We start from the raw sequence: 17568 nt of genomic DNA on the forward strand, positions 1-17568 counted from the left end.
CACTGGAACAGCTGACCCAAGTAATCAGACGCAATACGCCGCTGGCCGGCACCCCGCAGACACGGGGTGCCGGCCAGCGGCGTTTCCACGTACAAACACAAGACCGGGACGGCCGGGCGGACGGTGACCAACGTCAGGGCTGGGGGCGACCGTCCCCGGCGCAGGGATCAAGCCTGACCACCCGGAGCCGGGGACGGCCGCCCCCAGCCCAAAGCGCAACCACGTATCCAACAGCAACCACCGAAGAACTCAGGGGCAGGGCGCGTACAGACGCCGGGTGCCGGCCCCCGCGGCGTAAGCGGCCCGATCGCTGAACCGGCAGCCGAAGTCCGGCGCCGCAACCGCCCGCGGATCGGTCACCGCGTCCCCCGCCGGCCGGGCGCCACTGCGTACCCAGGTGGTGAGGTCGTCCCAGGCGGCGCCGGCCTCGGCCGGGGTGAACTCGCAGTGCTGGGCGGCCCGGATGGCCCGCTGCACCACCAGCCGGCCGCGTCCGTGCCACGCCACGTCCCGGGCGTACGCCTGCTCCATGGCGAAGGGTACGAAAAGGTCGCCGAGGTCGTGCAGGCTGACCACCGGCGCGGTCGGTCGGCCGTTGATCCGGGGTACCTCGGTCAGCGTGGGAGAGAGGCGCTGCCACGGGTTCTCCGGGGCGACCCGCTGGACGGTGGCGTTGACGTCCACCGGGCTGTTCGGCGTGTACCGGGTGAACAGGTTGGTGGCGAGCTGGCCGGGCCGCTGCGCGGGGGAGTCCCCGCCGTTGGTGGCGCTGATCGCGAAGAGGAAGTCCTTCCAGACGGCGAAGGAGGCCTCGGCGCCCGGCCGATCACCGCCCGAGCGGTTGATGGTGATGGCGCGCAGCTGCTTGCCCAGCTCGTTGGTGGTGTCCGGCCCGCCCGGCTTGAGCCCGGCCAGGCCGAGCGCCACCTGGATGCGCGGCACCGCGTTGGTGAGGTAGTCCGGCGGAGTCGGGTACGCGTGCACGCCGGCGAGGGCCTGCGCGACCAGGTTGTAGTCGAGGAAGAAGTCGAACAGCTCGTGGTCGCCGAGCACGCCGCACATCGGCAGCGCCCCGTCGTAGTAGCCGGGGTACTGCTCCAGTGAGCGGCCGATGATGTGGCCGCCCATCGAGACGCCGGCGATGAGCATCCGCTGGGGCCGCTTGACGGTGTCGGCGAAGAGGTCGGCGAGGTCGCGGGTGCTCAGCACGCCGGAGCGGATGTCGTAGCCGTTGCGGTCGTATGAGGACGACGCCCACGCGTACCCCTGCTCCACCACCCGCTGGCGCAGCCCGAACGCCGGCGTCTCGGGGGAGAGCACGGTGGTCTGGCCCCGATAGCCGTGCGTCCACATCACCAGGTCGCCGTTCCAGTCGGCGGGTACCTCGATGATGTAGCCGGCGTGTTCGTGCACGCCCTGCCGGACGGTGGTGGGCGCGCCGCCGACGACCAGCGGATCCAGCGGCGGGTTGCTGATGGTGTAGCCGGGCAGCGGCTGGCTGCCGTCGTCATCGCGGTCGGCGGCGGCGGCCGGCGCGGCGCCGGCGAGCCCGATCGTGAGGGCCAGGGCGGCGCCGGCGGCGAGCAGCCGGCGGACCAGGCGGGTGGTTGAGGTCAGCATCGTTGCTCCCCCGGGGACGGTGCCGCCCCACCGGGGGCGACCAGGCGGGACGGATGCCTACCGGCCGGTAGCGCCCTGAAACTAGGCTTGCCGTCGATCGCTGTCAATCACCTCCTGACCGAACGGTCAGTCAGTTCCGCCCGGTCCGCCCACAGTGGCCGCTCACACCAGACCGTGCGCCAGCATCGCCTCCGCCACCCGGCGGAACCCGTTGATGTTCGCCCCGGCCACGTAGTCGCCGGGCAGCCCGTACTCCTCGGCGGTAGCCCAGCAGCGGGCGTGGATGTCCCGCATCGTCTCCCGCAGGCGCTGCTCCGACTGGGCGAACGTCCACGAGTCCCGGCTGGCGTTCTGCTGCATCTCCAGCGCGCTCACCGCCACCCCACCGGCGTTGGCCGCCTTGCCCGGAGCGAACCGCACCCCCGCCCGCCCGAGGATGCGTACCGCCTCCGGAGTGGTCGGCATGTTGGCACCCTCCACCACCGCGACGCAGCCGCCGGCCACCAGCGCCGCGGCCTCCGCGCCGCCGATCTCGTTCTGCGTCGCGCACGGCAGCGCCAGGTCGCAGGGCACCTCCCAGACGGTACGACCGGACACCGCCACCGCGTGCGGCACGTGCCGTACGTAGTCGTCCAGCCGGGCCCGCCGCTCCTCCTTCAACTCCCGCAGCAGCGCCAGGTCGATGCCCTTCTCGTCCAGCACATAGCCATCGGAGTCCGAGCAGGCCACCACCGTCCCGCCGAGCTGGTGCACCTTCTCGATCGCGTAGATCGCCACGTTGCCCGACCCGGAGACCACCACCCGCCTGCCCTCCAGGCTGTCCCCGGTCTGCTGCAGCATCTCGTCGGCGAAGAAGACCGCCCCGTACCCGGTGGCCTCCCGGCGCACCTGCGCGCCCCCGTACGACAGGCCCTTGCCGGTCAGCACCCCCGACTCGTACCGGTTGGTGATCCGCTTGTACTGGCCGAACAGGTAACCGATCTCCCGGCCCCCGACCCCGATGTCCCCGGCCGGCACGTCGGTCTGCGCGCCGATGTGCCGGTACAGCTCGGTCATGAAGCTCTGGCAGAAGCGCATCACCTCCCGGTCCGAGCGGCCCTTCGGGTCGAAGTCCGCGCCGCCCTTGCCGCCGCCGATCGGCAACCCGGTCAGCGCGTTCTTGAAGATCTGCTCGAAGCCGAGGAACTTGACGATCCCCAGGTACACCGACGGGTGGAACCGCAGGCCACCCTTGAACGGCCCGAGCGCGCTGTTGAACTCCACCCGGAAGCCCCGGTTCACCCGTACCCGGCCGTGGTCGTCCTCCCACGGCACCCGGAAGATGACCTGCCGCTCCGGCTCGCAGATCCGCTCGATGATCCGCGCGTGCGCGTACTCGGGGTGACGGGCCAGGGCCGGGCCGATGCTCTCCAGGACCTCCCGTACCGCCTGGTGGAACTCCGGCTCGCCCGGGTTCCGGTTGACCACCCTGGCGAACACCGTCTCGACGGCCTCCGGCATCACCGACACGTCCCTTCAGTCCCGGCGGCGGCATCGTCGCCACCACCGGATCGGCATTTCCGCCGACCGCCCCCGGATACGGATCGTCACCACCGTCCGGTTCACTGGTCGGCGTGGACGAGTTGATCTGGGACGCGGTCCGGGCCTCGCGCGGCTGGCTGGACGCCGCCAACGGCAGCGGCGACGCCGAGCTGACCTGTCGGATCCTCAAGCTCGCCGAGGAGGCGGGGGAAGCGGCGGGGGCCTGGATCGGGGTGCTCGGGCAGAACCAGCGCAAGGGGGTTACCCACAGCCGGGAGGACGTGGGGGCCGAACTGGCGGACGTGGTGTTCACGGCGCTCGTCGCGATCGAGAGCCTGGGGTTGGACGCGCGGACGGTGGTGTCGTCGTGCGCGGCGAAGGTGCGGGATCGGGCCTCGTCCTGAGCCGGCTCCGTCTTGTTGCGCTGCGTCGGTGGTTTGCGGTGGGGGCTGGGGGCGACCGTCCCCGGCTCCGGGCGGTCAGGCTTGATCCCTGCGCCGGGGACGGTCGCCCCCAGCCCTGACGTGGTCGCCGTCCGTGCGGCGGCGCCAGGGCTTTTCCGGGTACGGGTGCCGGATCGCCGCGGCTAGCGTGCTGGGTCGCCGGGGGCGTGATCGACTCCGTGTCGCCGATGTGGGTGGTGTCCGCCGGGCGTTGATACCGCCACCTCGGCGATCTGGGGTCGGCTGTCCGGTTCGGCCCGCCCGACGACACACCTCTTGGGTGGGATGTCCGGCTTCGGTGTGACCGGCGGCATCCTCGGGCCGGAATCGTGGCCGGGGCGGGGTCGTTACATCTCGCGTAGGACCGAGTACCTGGCCCGCTCGACGGGCCGGACGGGCCCCGGGAATGATGGCGGGCCGGCGGTCGTTATACATGGTCCCGGCGCCGCGAAGAGGCCCCCGCCCCGCGGCTGACACCGGGCAGAGACTTCCCCCCTTGCACTCTTTTTGAGCGCCTGACGGTGCTTGCGCACGTCCCGGCCCCCACCGGGTGTGCGCCAACCCCCCAAGGAGCTTTTGTCATGAACACGATGCTGCGTAAGAGCGTTCTCGGTATTGCTGGTCTGGCTTTCACCGGTGGTGTGTTCGCCGGTCCGATCGCCGCGCACGCCGACACCGGCCCCGTCGCCGCCAAGCCCGCCGCCGTGGCGGTGCAGGCCGACAAGCCGGACAAGGGCAAGCTGATCCCGCATGGTGTGCAGGGCGCCCAGTCGAAGATTGACCTGAACGACGAGCAGACCGCCAACGCGGAGGCGATCATCGCCGCGACGAAGAAGGCCGGTCTGCCGGAGCGGGCCGCGGTCATCTCGATCGCCACCAGCCTGCAGGAGTCGAAGCTGGAGAACCTGGGTCACCTGGGTGACCGCAACGACCACGACTCGCTGGGCCTGTTCCAGCAGCGCCCGTCGAGTGGTTGGGGCACGCCGGAGCAGATCACCGACCCCGAGTACGCCACCCTGGCGTTCGAGAAGGGTCTCAAGCAGGTCGACGGGTGGCAGGACATGCCGCTGACCGAGGCCGCGCAGACGGTGCAGGTGTCGGCCTACCCGGACGCCTACGCCCAGTGGGAGCAGCAGGCCGCCGACCTCGTCGCCCAGCACTGGAACAGCTGACCTGACCGAACACAGCAACACGCAACAAGCAAGAAGCGGCTGGCCGGCACCCTGAGACAGGGGTGCCGGCCAGCGGCGTCTCCGGATCTTGGACAAGTTGGCGGACCTGGGCGACGAGCTGTACCGGGTCGAGGCACCGGCCAGCGGGGGCGTGACGCCGCGCCCGGAGGTGCGGGGCGACCGGGTGTGGCTGCGCGTCGAGAAACACGGGCGCGGCGGTCCGGCCGCGGTCCAGGTGCTGCTCAACTCCCGGGTCGAGTGGCGACTGCGGTTGGCGGGCGTGGTGAGTGACCAGCTGCTGGACCTGGGCGCGGGCCGGGTGACCGGGGTCGAGCTGATCGGCGGTTCGTCCCGTACGGAACTGCGGCTGCCCCGGCTCGCCGGGACGTTGACGGTGCGGCTGACGGGTGGGACGAGTGAGCTGACGGTGCGGGTGCCCGACGCGTCGCCGGCCCGGGTCCGGGCGGCCGCCGGGGCCGCCTCCGTCACGGTTTACCTGGAGGGTCGGCACGGGGTGGCGGCGGGCGAGCTGATCAGCTCGCCCAGCTGGGACCGGGCGGTCGACCGGCTCTACGTCGACCTGGTGGCGGCGGCGAACGCCGTCACCGTCGCGGAGGACTGAGCGTACAGTCGGCCGGTGGACCGTACCGAATCGTTGCCGGCGCAGACCCTGCCACCCGGCGTGCCCTCCAGCGACCCGGGCAGCGTGCTGCTGCCCGGCCACGACGTGCCGCTGGGGCGGTACACCACGGTGCGGCGGCTGCTGCCACAGCGGCAGCGCCGGCTGGTGGGGGCCTGGTGTTTCGTCGACCACTTCGGACCGGACGACGTCGCCGAACGGCCCGGCATGGAGGTGCCGCCGCACCCGCACACCGGTCTGCAGACGGTGACCTGGCTGCTCGACGGGGAGATCCTGCACCGGGACAGCCTGGGTAACGTGCAGCCGATCCGGCCCGGCCAGTTGAACGTGATGACCTCCGGCCACGGCATCGCCCACTCGGAGCGGTCACCGGCGGAGCATCCGCCGGTCATGCACGGCGTGCAGCTGTGGGTGGCGCTGCCCGACCCGGCGCGGGCCGGCGCGGCCGACTTCGCCCACCACGCGGAGCTGCCCCGCTGGCGTGACGGCGACCTGGAGGTCACGCTGCTGGTGGGTGAGGCCGGCGGTGAGCGCTCCCCGGCCGTGGTGCACACCCCGCTGGTGGGCGCGCAGCTCGAGGTGCGTGGTCCGGCGGCGGCCACGCTGCCGTTGCGCCGCGATTTCGAGTACGGGCTGCTGGCGATGTCCGGCTCGGCGGTGGCGGACGGGGTGCCGTTCGTCCCGGGTGCGCTGCTGTACCTGGGCGCCGGCCGGGACGCGGTGACCGTCCGCGGGGCGCCGGGCAGCCGGCTGCTGCTGCTCGGTGGCGCGCCCTTCGACGAGCCCCTCGTGATGTGGTGGAACTTCGTGGGCCGGTCGCACGAGGAGGTCGCGGCCGCCCGGGAGGACTGGATGGCCGGCCGGCGGTTCGGGACGGTGGCCGGCGATCCGGCGCCGCCCCTGCCGGCCCCGGCGCTGCCCACCACCCGGCTGAAGGCCCGCGACCGCCGCGGCGGCCTGCTCGGCTGATTGGGCGGCCCCGTCGCGGGTAGACGCGGGCATGCCGACCAGTGTGATCTCCAGCATCGAGGACAAGAAGCGACTGGTACGCCGGCTCGCCGGCGACGGTCGCGGTTTCGCCGAAAAGTACGGCTTCCGGGTCACCAACAATCCGTCCAGCCTGTTCCAGGTGCTCTGTCTGTCCGTCCTGCTGTCCCGCCCGGGGGATTTCCGTCGGGCGGTGGAGGCGGCGGGCGCGCTGCGCGACGAGGGCTGGGACAGCGCCGCCCGGCTGGCCCGTTCGCTGCACGCCGACCGGGTGCGGGTGCTACGCGCGCACGGCCAGCGCGGTGACGTGGACGGGCTCGCCGACGTGCTGGGCGACCTCGCCCAGACCGTCGTGGAGCGCTACCGGGGCGACCTGCGGCGGTTGCGGACGGCGGCGCACCAGGATCCGGCCCGGGAGCGGCGGTTGCTCACCGACCTGCCCGGGGTGGACGACGAGGTGATCGAGCTGTTCCTGCGGGAGGCGCAGGCGGTGTGGCGGGAGGTGGCCCCGGTGGCCGACCGCCGGGCCCTGGTCGCCGCGCGCCGCCTCGGCCTGGGCCGGTCCGCCGACGACCTGGCCGACCTGGCCGGCAGCGGCGAGTCGGAGCGGTTGGCGTGGCTGGTCGGGGCGCTGGCCCGGGTGGACCTGGAGAAGCGGTACGCGGAGCTGACCGGCTGATCAGGACGTGCCGCGGGACACAGTTCCGCGATACTCACCCGAAAGGCTGATCCCGCATCGTATGATGATCGTGGCAGCGATGCCCGCCCGGTTCGGGCGAACATCCACCGCCTGGCGGTCGCGATCCGGTTCGGGCGCGGACCGCCGGGAGCAGGTGCTGCGTGGCGCCCCAGGTCGCGGTTCGTGACCCGGGGCGCCCGCCTGTCACCGACCTACCTCGCCAGGCCGACGACCAGGTTCACCGTGGCCGCGATGATGACCGCTCCGAACAGGTACGACAGCAGCATGTGCCGGAGCACGGCCCGGCGCATTTCGGCGCTGCACAGGTCGGTGTCGGAGACCTGGAACGTGGCCCCCACCGTGAACGCCAGGTACGCGAAGTCCGCGTAGCAGGGCCGCTCCTTCTGGTGGAAGTTGATGGCGCCCGGCTCGCCGCCGTAGTACAGCCGGGCGTACCGGGCGGTGAAGAGGGTGTGCACCACGAACCAGGACAGCACCACGCTGAGCACGCCCAGCCCGCCGTAGGCGTCCAGCGGCAGCCCGGGCGGCACCGAATGCGCGGTGGTCAGGACCACCCCGACCGCGAGCAGGCTGGCCAGGCAGGCCCCGAGCAGCAGCCCGTCCCGCATGGCCCGGTTGGGGTCCTCGTGCGCCGCGAGCCGGGCGGTGCGCTCGGCGTCCAGGCGCCACAGCCGACTCCAGAGCAGGGCCAGCCAGCTCAGCGCGGCGGCGTCCCACCCCACCAGCGGGCCGACCGCCGGCGAGACCAGGGCCGCGAAAAGTCCACCGCAGACCACCCCGACCAGCCCCATCACGGTGAGCTGGAGCGCTGCCGGGGTGTGCCCGTCCGGGTCCCGAATCGTGCGCCGCACCGGCGGCGACGGTCAGATGCCGCGCAGGTGCTGCGAGACCCGCTGGTGCCGGCTGTCGCGAGTCTGCGCCGCGCGCTGCGCGGGGCCGACCTCCGGGGCGGCGTCGATGCCGGCCGACCGGGCGACCTCGTTGCCGTTGGCGTAGTCGACCGGCGGCAGGGCCCGCAGGGCTCGCAACACCTCCGGCGGCGCGCCCTCCCGTTCGGCCTCGCGGACGACGTCGTCCTTGCCGGCCGGGTAGTCCAGCGCGGACAGGTACTCAAGGACGTCGGTGTAACTCGCCATGGGTGGGGCTCCTCGCGCGTCGGTTGCGGTCACGACCGGCGGCGGTTACCCGCCGAGCGGCGGGTCACGCGTGCCGTACACGGAATTCCGCGGCTGTTTCCGCGCGGGCCCCGTGGGTAGGCGGCGACGGCGGAAGAGCCGAAGGGGGTACCACCGATGAACTACGACACCTTCGTCGACCAGGTCGCGCAGCGGACCCGGGCGTCCTCGGAGCGGGCGGTCGAGTTGACCCGGGCCACGTTGGAGACGCTGGCCGAGCGGTTGACCGGGGGCGAGCTGCTCGACCTGGCCGCCCAGTTGCCGAAGCCGTTGCAGCTGGTGCTGAAGCCGCGCCCGGCCACCGAGGCGGCCGACCGGTTCGGCGCCGCGGAGTTCGTGGCCCGGGTCGGGCAGCGGGCCGGCATCGACGAGAACGCGGCGCGGGACACCGTCCGGGCGGTCTTCACCACGCTGCGCGAGGCGGTCAGCGGCGGCGAGTTCGACGACATCGTGGTGCAACTGCCGCGCGACTACCGGGAGATGGTGGAGCCGGCCCTGGCCCCCGGGGCGACCCTGCGCCGCGGCTGACCGGACGCCGTCGCGACGCCCGTGCGCGTGGTCAGCCGATCGCGCCGTCGGCGCGCAGGGCGGCGATCCGGTCGGCGTCGAAGCCGGCCTCGGCCAGCAGTTCGTCGGTGTGCTCGCCGGGCTGCGGCGGCGGCCGGCGGACCGCCGTCGGGGTGCCGGAGAAGCGCGGCGCCGGGGCCGGCTGGGTCACCCCGTCGTGCGCGACGAAGACGCCCCGGGCGGCCAGGTGGGGATGCTCCGGCGCCTCCCGCCAGTCGAGCACCGGCGCGGCGCAGGCGTCCGACCCGGCCAGCAGCTCCGCCCACTCGTCGCGGGTCCGGGTGCGGAAGAGCCGGGCCCAGGCATCCCGCAGCGCGGGCCAGTTCGCCGGGTCGGTGCGGTCGAGGGCCGCGTCGCCGGGGAGCGGGAAACCGGTGAGCCGGACCAGTTCGGCGTAGAACTGCGGCTCCAGCGCGCCGACGGCGAGGTGCCGCCCGTCGGCGCACTCGTACGTGTCGTAGAAGGGCGCCCCGCCGTCGAGGAGGTTCACCCCCCGCTCGTCCTGCCACATGCCGAACCGGCGCAGTGCGTGGATCTGGGTGGCGAGCACCGACACACCGTCCACGATGGCCGCGTCGACCACCTGGCCGGGCGCGCCGCCGCGGACGGCGTAGAGGGCGGCCACCACGCCGAGGGCCAGCATCATCCCCCCGCCGCCGAAGTCGCCGAGCAGGTTCATCGGCGGCACCGGCCGCTCGCCGGCCCGGCCGACGCCGTGCAGTGCGCCGGTCAGCGCCAGGTAGTCGATGTCGTGTCCGGCGGACGCCGCGAGGGGGCCCTGCTGGCCCCAGCCGGTCATCCGCCCGTAGACCAGCCCCGGGTTGACCGCGAGGCAGTCGTCGGGGCCGAGCCCGAGGCGTTCGGTGACCCCGGGGCGGAAGCCCTCCAGCAGCGCGTCGGACCGTTCGACCAGGGCCAGCACCACCTCGCGGCCGGCGTCCGACTTGAGGTCCACGGCGACGGAGCGGCGGTTGCGGTGGAGCAGGTCCCCGGGCAGGCTGCCGAACCCGGCGGGTGCCGTCCGGTCCACCCGCACCACGTCGGCGCCGAGGTCGGCCAGCATCATCGCGGCGAACGGGCCGGGCCCGATGCCGGCCAGCTCGATCACGCGGACCCCGGCGAGGGGGCCGACCGGGGCGGGCGCTGCGTCGTCGGTCATCGGGCCACGATAGGCGTCCGCCGTCCACCCCGTCGCCCCCCGGGCCGGCGGCGTACCACCACCCAGCGGTTGACCAGGGCAACCAGCTGACCTGGGGTGGCGGGTCCGACTTGGCGGACGAGCCGAGCGGCCCTAACCTTGCGGCACGAGGGGAGTACTTCCCACGAACCATTCCGGTCAGTACGGCGCGCCCCGGGCGCGCCTCGGGTGGTTGCCCACGGGAACGGTGGGTGAAGGAGACCTCGAACATGTCACGGTGTTCGAGGAGGCCCCATGACCGAATTGTCACATCTGTCCGCCGGCGAGCTGTCGTCGGTCGGCACCCCCACGCTGTGGGGGTTGACCATCGCCGGGGTGCTCGCCCTGCTGGTGCTGGACTTCCTGGTCACCCGCCGCCCGCACGAGGTGTCGATCAAGGAGGCGCTCGGCTGGTCGGCGTTCTACATCGCCCTGCCGCTGGCCTTCGGCGCCTGGGTCTGGTCCCGCTTCGGCTCCGAACTGGGCGTGCAGTACCTCACCGGTTACCTGGTGGAGAAGTCGCTCTCGGTCGACAACCTCTTCGTCTTCATGCTGCTGCTGGCCGCGTTCGCGGTGCCGGCCGTGCTCGCCCAGCGGGTGTTGCTCTACGGCATCGCCGGCGCGCTGGTGCTCCGGGCGATCTTCATCGCGCTCGGCGCCGCCGCCCTGCAGACCCTCGACTTCGCCTTCCTGCTGTTCGGCCTCATCCTGATCGCCACCGCGGTCAAGCTGCTGCGCGACGCCCTGTCCGGGCACGAGCAGGAGGTCGACATCAACAAGATGCGGTCGGTGCGGCTGCTGCGCCGGTTCATGCCGGTGGTCGACGAGTACCACGGCACCAGGATGACGATCCGGCAGCACGGCCGGCGCGCGCTCACCCCGCTCGCCCTGGTCGTGGTGGCGGTGCTCGCCACCGACATCGTCTTCGCCGTCGACTCGGTGCCCGCCGTCTACGGCATCACCGAGGACCCGTACCTGGTCTTCGCCACGAACGCGTTCGCCCTGCTCGGCCTGCGGGCGCTCTACTTCGTGCTGCACGCCGCGCTGAGCCGGCTGGTCCACCTCAGCTACGGCCTGGCCATCATCCTCGCCTTCATCGGGGTCAAGCTGGGCCTGCACTGGGCGCACGGCAGCTGGTCCGGCGTACCGCAGATCCCGACCCTCGCCTCGCTCGGCGTGATCATCGGCGTCCTGGCGGTCGTGACGCTGACCAGCCTGCGCGCCACCCGCGACCGCGAGGCCGGCGACACCGACGTCGTCGCCGAGCGGCAGTGACCCCCGGCCGCCGCGGTGGGTACCCACCGCGGCGCGTCCGGCCGATCGGGTGTCCGATTCCAGCCCGGGGTGGTACGACTGTCGGGTGGGAATTGTGTCTCCAGGCTTCCAGGGTCGGCCCCGCTCGGCCGAACCGGCCCTGCCGCCGGGCCAGTACCTGACCGAGGACTTCCCGGTGCTCTCCGCCGGTCCGACGCCGCGGGTGCCGCTGGACACCTGGGAGTTCGTCGTCACCGTCGAAGGGGGCGCCGAGTTCCGGTGGTCCTGGGACGAGCTGATGGGCCTCCCGCAGGAGACGCCCACGGTGGACATCCACTGCGTCACCCGGTGGTCCAAGCTCGGCACCAACTGGCAGGGCGTGTCGCTGGACACCCTGCTGGAGGGGATCGACACCGCCGCCCGGTACGCGCTGGTCCACTCGTACGGCGGCTACACCACCAACCTGCCGCTGGACGACCTACGGGGCGGCCGGGCCTGGGTGACGCACGGGTACGACGGCGGACCGCTGCCGGCCGAGCACGGCGGCCCGGCGCGGCTGCTGGTCCCGCACCTCTACCTCTGGAAGTCGGCCAAGTGGGTGCGCGGCATCCGGCTGCTGGTCGACGACAAGCCGGGCTTCTGGGAGACCGCCGGCTACCACGACTACGGCGACCCGTGGCGCGAGCAGCGCTACCAGGGCGACTGAGGTGGCCGCCCCCACGACCGGCGGCCGGGTGGTCGCGCCGCTGACCTGGCAGGTGGCCCGGCTGGTGGAGCGTCGCACCGAGACGCCGACCGCGCAGACCCTCGTGCTGGAGGTGCCCGGCTGGCCGGGGCACGTGGCCGGGCAGCACGTCGACGTCCGGCTCACCGCCCCGGACGGCTACCAGGCCGCCCGCTCGTACTCGCTGGCCGGTCCCGCCGAGGGTGACCGGATCGCGCTTACCGTGCAGCGGGTGCCCGACGGGGAAGTCTCGCCGTACCTGATCGACGTGTACGCCGCGGGCGACCCGGTGGAGGTGCGCGGCCCGGTCGGCGGCTGGTTCGTCTGGCGTACCGAGGAGACCGCGCCGGTGCTGCTGGTGGGCGGCGGCTCCGGCGTGGTGCCGCTGATGGCCATGGTCCGGGCCCGCCGCGCGGCGGGCAGCCGGGTGCCGTTCCGGCTGATCTACTCGGTGCGTACCCCGGCGGACGTGTTCTACGCCGACGAGCTGCGCCGGCGGGCCCGCGACGACCAGGGTCTGGACGTGGCCTACGTGTACACCCGGGAGGCGCCCGAGGGTTGGCGGGGCGAGCCGCACCGGGTCGGCCTGGCCGACGTGAACACCCACGGCTGGCCGCCGGACCTGGAGCCGCTCTGCTACGTCTGCGGGCCGACCGGCTTCGTGGAGACGGTGGCGGACCTGCTCGTCGGGCTGGGACACCAGACCCGGCGGGTGAAGACCGAACGGTTCGGCCCGACCGGTTGAACGGCGAGGAGACCTGATGACCGACATGTCCTACCTGGACGGCAACATGCTCGACGGTCCGCTGCGCGAGCTGTTCGCCGTGGACCTGAGCAGCGCCACCGGCCGGTGTGAGTCGTGCGGGAGGCTCGGCCCGGTGGCCGGGCTGCACGTCTTCTCGCACGCGCCCGGCCTGGTGGCCCGCTGCCCGGCCTGCGGCGGGGTGATGTTGCGGCTGGTCCGGGCGCCCGACCGGGTCTGGCTGGACCTGCGCGGCACGACCTTCCTCCAGGTGCCGATGCCGCTGGACCAGCCCCACCCCCGCCCACTCTGACCGACCGAAACCCGGTCCACCTCGCGGACTTCATCCGCGAGGAATGACCCACCGCTCCTGGGCAGTTATCGTCCCGGTCGAACGATGGCTGTCCGAGATCGAAGGCGGTTCACGCGTCGACGACGTTCGCCAACTCGTCGCAGCGGGGTGGGTCGGCGCCCGGCCGCTCGCAGGTCATCCCCGCCACCAGCGTGGCGTGGTCGAGCACCGCGCCGAGTCGCGCCCAGTCCAGCGCGCCGACCGCCGCCGGGGCGGCGGCGTCTGCCTCGACCAGGGCATCGAGCAGTCCGGCGGTGAAGGCGTCGCCCGCGCCGACGGTGTCCGCCACGGCCACCCGGCGGGCCGGTCGGGCGACGGACACGTCGGCGGTGGCGGCGTACGAACCCGCCGCGCCCCGGGTCGCCACCACCAGCCGTACGCCGAGGTCGAGCAGGCGGTCGACCGCCTCCTCGACGGAGGCCCCGGGGAAGAGCCAGGCCAGGTCCTCGTCGCTGGCCTTGACCAGGTGGGCGTGCCGGGCCAGCGTGAGCAGCCGCGCCCGGGCGGCGTCCGGGTCGGCGAGGACCGCCGGGCGCACGTTCGGGTCGAGGCTGACCAGCACCCGGCCGGCGGCGTGCTCCCGGGCGAGCAGGTCGGCGAGCAGGTCCGCCCCGGGCGGCAGCAGGGTGGCCAGCGAACCGGTGTGCAGCACTCGGGTGCCGGCCGGCACCCCGTCCAGCTCGTGCGGCGCCCAGTGCCAGTCGGCAGTGCCGTCGAGGTAGAAGTCGTAGCTGGCCGCCCCCGTGGCGTCCAGCGCGACGACGGCGAGGGTGGCCGGCCGGTCGTCGGCCACCGCCCAGGTCAGGTCCACCCCGTTGGCCTCGGCGTGCGCCCGCAGCCGGTGTCCGAACGAGGTTCGGGAGAAGCGGGCCAGCATCGCGGTCGGCCGGCCGAGCCGGGCAAGCCCCACCGCGACGTTGAGCGGGCTGCCCCCTGGGTGGGCGGCGAGCAGGTCGCCGCCGCCGGAGGGCGCGAGGTCGATCACCGCCTCCCCGAGCACGGTCAGCACGTCAGGCCCCCGCGGCCAGGGCGTCCGCCGCCGTCGCGCCGTTGACCTGGGTGCCGGCCGCGGGTGGGCCAGCCTGGCCGGGGTCCGGGGCGACATCTCGGCGGCCGTGCACCGAGTACGGCACTCCCGGCTCGGCGTCGCCGAGCAGCACCGTGCCGTCGTCGAGCACCCGGACCGGGATCGGGTCGCTCAGCTCGCCGACGAACCGGCCCTGCTCGTCGTGATTGTGGAAGGCGAGCAGCTGCCACCGGCCGTTATTGTCCCGCACCAGGCGTCCGCTGTAGAGGCTGTCATCGGTGAGCCGCTGCGCCTTCGTGGCGTCGAACGGGCCGAGCAGCGAGTCGCCCGGCACCGCCCACACCCCGCAGGCCCGGGCGTCGCGGCAGCGCTCGGCAAGCTGGTCGTGCAGGCAGGAGAAGATCAGGATCGGCCGGCCGTCGACGATCTCCACCTGGGGGACCTCGAGGTGGCCGAAACCGCTGCCAGCCGTGGTGACCGGCGGCTGCGCCGTCCAGTGCACCAGGTCGTGCGAGCGGGCGTGCGCGATGACGCCCCGGTCGTCGACGGGCCCCTCGTTGGCCCGCGCCGTGATCAGCATGTGCCAGCCGTCGCCGTCCGGGTCCGCGAAGACCCAGGGGTCCCGCCACGCCTCGTCCTGCCAGGTGGAGTCGCCGAACCGCTCGTACCAGCGGCCGGCGGCGGTGAGCACCGGCGAGGCCGGGTGCCGTTCCCAGGTGACCAGGTCGTCCGAGGTGGCCAGCCCGATCCGCTGCACCAGGGCGCGTTCCGTGCTGCCGGCGCCGGTGTAGAACATATACCAGCCGCCGTCCGGGCCGGGCAGCACCGAGCCGGTCCAGGTGGCCACGTCGTCGAAGGCGGGCCGGTCGGCCGGGACCAGCGCGTCGGCGAGCTGGGTCCAGGTCCGAAGGTCGGTGGAGAAGGCGTGGCCGACGCTGGCCCGGAAGTGTCGCCGGTCCGGGTCGCCGAGCGCCCGGGAGGCGCGCAGGAAGTACAGGTGGTGGGTGTCGCCCTCGCGGGCGAACCAGAAGTCCCAGATCCAGGCGTCGGGAAGTCGCAGCACGGTGGGTCCTTTATCTCGGCCGCCGTCAGCGGCGGCGGTGTGTCGACGCCGCGAGTGGCGGCGGGGGTGCGTCGGCCGCGCTGGTGCGCGGCGGGCAGATGGATGCCGTCGGGTACGTCGGTGGGGCCGACGGACGGACCGGTCAGTTCGGGGCTGTGGCGACCGACTGGCGGCGGACCAGCGGGCAGGGCATGACGACCTGCCGGGCGGTACGCCGGCGGGCCCCCTTGGGCTGGTCGAGCAGGTCGACCATGGTCTCCACGGCCCAGGCGCCCATCTCGTAGTGCGGCAGCGCCACGGTGGTCAGCCCCGGGTACAGCCCTTCCGCGATGAGTTCTTGGTTGTCGAAGCCGATCACCGAGAGGTCGTCGGGGATCCGCAGGCCGAGTTCCGCCGCCGCCCGGTACGCGCCCATCGCCATCCGGTCGTTGAAGCAGAACAGGGCGGTCGGCCGCTCGGCCCGGCCGAGCAGCTCCCGCGCCGCCCGGTAACCGCCGGGGGTGTCGGACTGCTCGACGACGACCAGCTCCGGCCGGAACGGCACCCCCGCCGCCCGCAGCGCCTCCTGGTAGCCCAGCAGACGGCCGTGGGTGGCGGGGATGTCGTCGACGTTGGTGAGAAAGCCGATCCGACGGTGGCCGTGGGTGAGCAGCTCGCCGACCGCCACCTCGCCGCCGCCGCGCTCGTCCGGCACCACCGACGGGTACGCCCCGTCGGTGCTGCTCGCGTCGAGCAGCACCACCGGCATCGGGCGCAGCTCGTCCGGGACCCGCACCACCTGGTGGTACATGGTCGCGTAGAGCACGCCGTCCACCCGGTGCCGGGCGAGCGCCTGGACCTCCCGCCGCTCGACCTCCGGGTCGCGCCCGGTGGTGAGCAGCATGAGCAGCCAGCCGCGGGCCGAGGCGGTCTCCTGCGCGCCGAGGATGATCCGCCCGGCGTGCGGGGTGGTGGCGATCTCGTCGCTGAGCAGCCCGAGGGTCTGCGAGCGCTGCAGCCGCAGCCCCCGGGCCAGCCCGTTCGCCGCGTAGCCGAGCTGGCGGGCCGCCGACTCGACGCGTTCGCGGGTCTCCGGGCTGACCCGGGTGCCGGACTTGTTGTTCAGCACGTGGGACACGGTGGTCACCGAAACGCCCGCCGCGGCGGCTACGTCGCGGATGCTCGCCTTCTGTCCCATCAGCTCACCATCGCAGTGCTCGGGTGGGCCCCGCCGTCCGGAGTGGACGACCGGCCAACGGTATCGGAGCGGTCACTCGTCCCACAGGCCGTGCTCGGGCCAGCGGCGCGGCAGGCGCTCGTCGACCGGCGGCAGGTCCAGCAGCGGCTTGTGCGGGTGGTGCTGGTACCAGTACGCCACCGACGAGAAGTCGTTGCCTTGGTCGTTGGCGTGCCCGTGCTCAATGGTCACCTTGATGCTCTTGCTGAAGCGCACCGGGTCCTCGATGTGGAACCGGTACATGCTCCACAGGCCGAAGTGCTCCTGGGGGCTGCTGGCCAGGCTGATGCCGTGGTACGGCCCGGCGTACGCCCCGCTGGGGAAGCCCCATGCGGCGTTGAAGTAGTCCTCGGTGCCGGTGCCGTGCAGCGACGGCGGCCACTGCTCGCCGTCGATGAAGATCATGTCGTCGCCCTCACCCGGCCAGCTGTACGGCTGGTTGGAGGCGTTGTGGTTGTCGATGCTGAGCACGCAGCCGACGTAGTGCCCGGCGCCGCCCTCGGCGTCCAGGATGACGTAGTTCTCCTCGCCGGTCAGGTTGGTGCCGGGCAGGTCCCACGGCGCCGGCTTCTCGCCCGGGGCGAGCCCGTTGGGCACCGGCGTGCACGGCTTCTCCTGCCGGTAGTACGCGTGGAAGCGGCCCACGTCGTCCGGCACCGCCTCGTCGGTCAGCTCGTAGTCGACGTAGTAGAAGAGGTTCTCGATCGGCTGGTCGCTCTCGTTGCGAATGACGATCTTTGCGTGGCTGCCGAACGGCATCGGGAAGTACGAGTTCATCGCGGCGGCGAACGGCCCCTTCGGACCCCGGCGCGGCCCGAACACCATGCTCAGCGGCAGCGACACGTAGTGCGTGCAGGTGGCGTGGCCGACGCCGAAGAAGTCGCCCAGCGGGCTGCGGACGCTCGGGTTCTCCTCGCCGTCCCAGTACATATCGATGACCAGCTTGCGGAGGTACATCGGGGAGTAGCAGCGGGTGGTCAGCCAGATGTGCTCGATCACGCCGGTGCCGGTGATGTCGGCCAGCACGGCGGTCTCGCCCGGGGGCACCACCTTGAAGTCGCGGTTGCCGCCGGTGCGGTCCCAGCTCGACTCGCGCTTGGAGCGGCCGGCCTTGACCCGGGAGAGGCCACCGAGGGGGCTGGTGGGTCGCCAGAACGACATGGTGTTCCTTTCGAGGGGTTGTGCGTC

Annotated in this window: 19 protein-coding genes; 10 read left to right on the forward strand and 9 right to left on the reverse strand. The window is 73.1% G+C overall.

Annotation, left to right across the window (positions count from 1 at the left end; translation table 11 throughout):
- Positions 1 to 249 precede the first annotated feature (249 nt).
- Both DKT69_RS32775 and gdhA read right to left on the reverse strand, forming a co-directional pair.
- Positions 250 to 1620, reverse strand: a complete 1371-nt coding sequence (locus tag DKT69_RS32775; RefSeq protein ID WP_109805287.1) for an alpha/beta hydrolase — start codon at positions 1618 to 1620, stop codon at positions 250 to 252.
- Positions 1621 to 1782: 162 nt separating this feature from the next.
- Positions 1783 to 3120 (reverse strand): NADP-specific glutamate dehydrogenase, encoded by a 1338-nt coding sequence (gene gdhA, locus DKT69_RS32780; protein ID WP_109805319.1) that lies wholly within the window; start codon positions 3118 to 3120, stop codon positions 1783 to 1785.
- Positions 3121 to 3233: 113 nt separating this feature from the next.
- On the opposite strand from gdhA, the gene DKT69_RS32785 reads away from it, so the two are divergent.
- The 5 genes from DKT69_RS32785 (at position 3234) to DKT69_RS32805 (ending at position 7062) form a co-directional block, all read left to right on the forward strand.
- Positions 3234 to 3545: a nucleoside triphosphate pyrophosphohydrolase family protein gene (locus tag DKT69_RS32785; protein ID WP_109805288.1), complete on the forward strand. Its 312-nt coding sequence runs from the start codon at positions 3234 to 3236 to the stop codon at positions 3543 to 3545.
- Positions 3546 to 4165: 620 nt separating this feature from the next.
- On the forward strand, positions 4166 to 4756 hold the full coding sequence (locus DKT69_RS32790; RefSeq protein WP_109805289.1) for a hypothetical protein: 591 nt from the start codon (positions 4166 to 4168) through the stop codon (positions 4754 to 4756).
- 97 nt (positions 4757 to 4853) lie between these two features.
- A complete protein-coding gene (locus DKT69_RS32795; protein WP_146231271.1) occupies positions 4854 to 5378 on the forward strand; it encodes a hypothetical protein in 525 nt (174 codons plus the stop codon).
- Positions 5379 to 5393: 15 nt separating this feature from the next.
- Entirely contained in the window at positions 5394 to 6365 is a 972-nt protein-coding gene (locus DKT69_RS32800) for a pirin family protein (RefSeq protein ID WP_109805291.1), read from the forward strand.
- A gap of 31 nt (positions 6366 to 6396) precedes the next feature.
- On the forward strand, positions 6397 to 7062 hold the full coding sequence (locus tag DKT69_RS32805) for a hypothetical protein (RefSeq protein WP_109805292.1): 666 nt from the start codon (positions 6397 to 6399) through the stop codon (positions 7060 to 7062).
- A 212-nt stretch (positions 7063 to 7274) separates the two neighbouring features.
- On the opposite strand, the gene DKT69_RS32810 is transcribed toward DKT69_RS32805, so the two are convergent.
- Both DKT69_RS32810 and DKT69_RS32815 read right to left on the reverse strand, forming a co-directional pair.
- Positions 7275 to 7934 (reverse strand): DUF1345 domain-containing protein, encoded by a 660-nt coding sequence (locus DKT69_RS32810; RefSeq protein ID WP_109805293.1) that lies wholly within the window; start codon positions 7932 to 7934, stop codon positions 7275 to 7277.
- A 12-nt stretch (positions 7935 to 7946) separates the two neighbouring features.
- Positions 7947 to 8219 (reverse strand): DUF2795 domain-containing protein, encoded by a 273-nt coding sequence (locus DKT69_RS32815; protein ID WP_109805294.1) that lies wholly within the window; start codon positions 8217 to 8219, stop codon positions 7947 to 7949.
- A 156-nt stretch (positions 8220 to 8375) separates the two neighbouring features.
- Between DKT69_RS32815 and DKT69_RS32820 the strand changes: the two genes are divergently transcribed.
- Positions 8376 to 8786 (forward strand): DUF2267 domain-containing protein, encoded by a 411-nt coding sequence (locus DKT69_RS32820; protein ID WP_109805295.1) that lies wholly within the window; start codon positions 8376 to 8378, stop codon positions 8784 to 8786.
- 31 nt (positions 8787 to 8817) lie between these two features.
- On the opposite strand, the gene DKT69_RS32825 is transcribed toward DKT69_RS32820, so the two are convergent.
- Positions 8818 to 9984 carry a CaiB/BaiF CoA transferase family protein gene (locus tag DKT69_RS32825; RefSeq protein WP_109805296.1) on the reverse strand — a complete coding sequence of 389 codons (1167 nt, stop codon included), beginning with the start codon at positions 9982 to 9984 and terminating at the stop codon, positions 8818 to 8820.
- Positions 9985 to 10257: 273 nt separating this feature from the next.
- On the opposite strand from DKT69_RS32825, the gene DKT69_RS32830 reads away from it, so the two are divergent.
- From DKT69_RS32830 to DKT69_RS32845, 4 genes are all read left to right on the forward strand, one after another.
- Entirely contained in the window at positions 10258 to 11277 is a 1020-nt protein-coding gene (locus tag DKT69_RS32830; RefSeq protein ID WP_109805297.1) for a TerC family protein, read from the forward strand.
- A 94-nt stretch (positions 11278 to 11371) separates the two neighbouring features.
- Positions 11372 to 11962, forward strand: coding sequence for a sulfite oxidase-like oxidoreductase (locus DKT69_RS32835; protein ID WP_201749977.1), 591 nt, complete (start codon positions 11372 to 11374; stop codon positions 11960 to 11962).
- Between the two features lies 1 nt (position 11963).
- Positions 11964 to 12725 carry a ferredoxin reductase gene (locus DKT69_RS32840; protein ID WP_109805299.1) on the forward strand — a complete coding sequence of 254 codons (762 nt, stop codon included), beginning with the start codon at positions 11964 to 11966 and terminating at the stop codon, positions 12723 to 12725.
- Between the two features lie 16 nt (positions 12726 to 12741).
- Positions 12742 to 13035 carry a DUF6510 family protein gene (locus DKT69_RS32845; protein ID WP_109805300.1) on the forward strand — a complete coding sequence of 98 codons (294 nt, stop codon included), beginning with the start codon at positions 12742 to 12744 and terminating at the stop codon, positions 13033 to 13035.
- Between the two features lie 109 nt (positions 13036 to 13144).
- On the opposite strand, the gene DKT69_RS32850 is transcribed toward DKT69_RS32845, so the two are convergent.
- The 4 genes from DKT69_RS32850 to DKT69_RS32865 form a co-directional block, all read right to left on the reverse strand.
- Entirely contained in the window at positions 13145 to 14083 is a 939-nt protein-coding gene (locus DKT69_RS32850; RefSeq protein ID WP_236648500.1) for a carbohydrate kinase family protein, read from the reverse strand.
- A 1-nt stretch (position 14084) separates the two neighbouring features.
- Entirely contained in the window at positions 14085 to 15164 is a 1080-nt protein-coding gene (locus DKT69_RS32855) for a glycoside hydrolase family protein (RefSeq protein WP_109805302.1), read from the reverse strand.
- Positions 15165 to 15306: 142 nt separating this feature from the next.
- The gene (locus DKT69_RS32860) at positions 15307 to 16341 is read right to left on the reverse strand and encodes a LacI family DNA-binding transcriptional regulator (protein ID WP_109805303.1); all 1035 of its coding nucleotides are present in this window, start codon (positions 16339 to 16341) and stop codon (positions 15307 to 15309) included.
- Between the two features lie 72 nt (positions 16342 to 16413).
- Positions 16414 to 17541: a glycoside hydrolase family 172 protein gene (locus DKT69_RS32865; RefSeq protein WP_109805304.1), complete on the reverse strand. Its 1128-nt coding sequence runs from the start codon at positions 17539 to 17541 to the stop codon at positions 16414 to 16416.
- Positions 17542 to 17568 lie beyond the last annotated feature (27 nt).

Origin of the sequence: Micromonospora sicca (assembly GCF_003172935.1) — a bacterium.
GTDB lineage: Bacteria > Actinomycetota > Actinomycetes > Mycobacteriales > Micromonosporaceae > Micromonospora > Micromonospora sicca.

Excerpts from the sequence above, each read along its gene's own strand:
- DKT69_RS32775 (WP_109805287.1), bottom strand. The coding sequence starts at position 1,620 with ATGCTGACCTCAACCACCCGCCTGGTCCGCCGGCTGCTCGCCGCCGGC.
- DKT69_RS32830 (WP_109805297.1), top strand. The coding sequence starts at position 10,258 with ATGACCGAATTGTCACATCTGTCCGCCGGCGAGCTGTCGTCGGTCGGC.
- DKT69_RS32865 (WP_109805304.1), bottom strand. The coding sequence starts at position 17,541 with ATGTCGTTCTGGCGACCCACCAGCCCCCTCGGTGGCCTCTCCCGGGTC.
- DKT69_RS32815 (WP_109805294.1), bottom strand. The coding sequence starts at position 8,219 with ATGGCGAGTTACACCGACGTCCTTGAGTACCTGTCCGCGCTGGACTAC.
- gdhA (WP_109805319.1), bottom strand. The coding sequence starts at position 3,120 with ATGCCGGAGGCCGTCGAGACGGTGTTCGCCAGGGTGGTCAACCGGAAC.
- DKT69_RS32825 (WP_109805296.1), bottom strand. The coding sequence starts at position 9,984 with ATGACCGACGACGCAGCGCCCGCCCCGGTCGGCCCCCTCGCCGGGGTC.
- DKT69_RS32790 (WP_109805289.1), top strand. The coding sequence starts at position 4,166 with ATGAACACGATGCTGCGTAAGAGCGTTCTCGGTATTGCTGGTCTGGCT.
- DKT69_RS32845 (WP_109805300.1), top strand. The coding sequence starts at position 12,742 with ATGACCGACATGTCCTACCTGGACGGCAACATGCTCGACGGTCCGCTG.
- DKT69_RS32860 (WP_109805303.1), bottom strand. The coding sequence starts at position 16,341 with ATGGGACAGAAGGCGAGCATCCGCGACGTAGCCGCCGCGGCGGGCGTT.
- DKT69_RS32805 (WP_109805292.1), top strand. The coding sequence starts at position 6,397 with ATGCCGACCAGTGTGATCTCCAGCATCGAGGACAAGAAGCGACTGGTA.
- DKT69_RS32820 (WP_109805295.1), top strand. The coding sequence starts at position 8,376 with ATGAACTACGACACCTTCGTCGACCAGGTCGCGCAGCGGACCCGGGCG.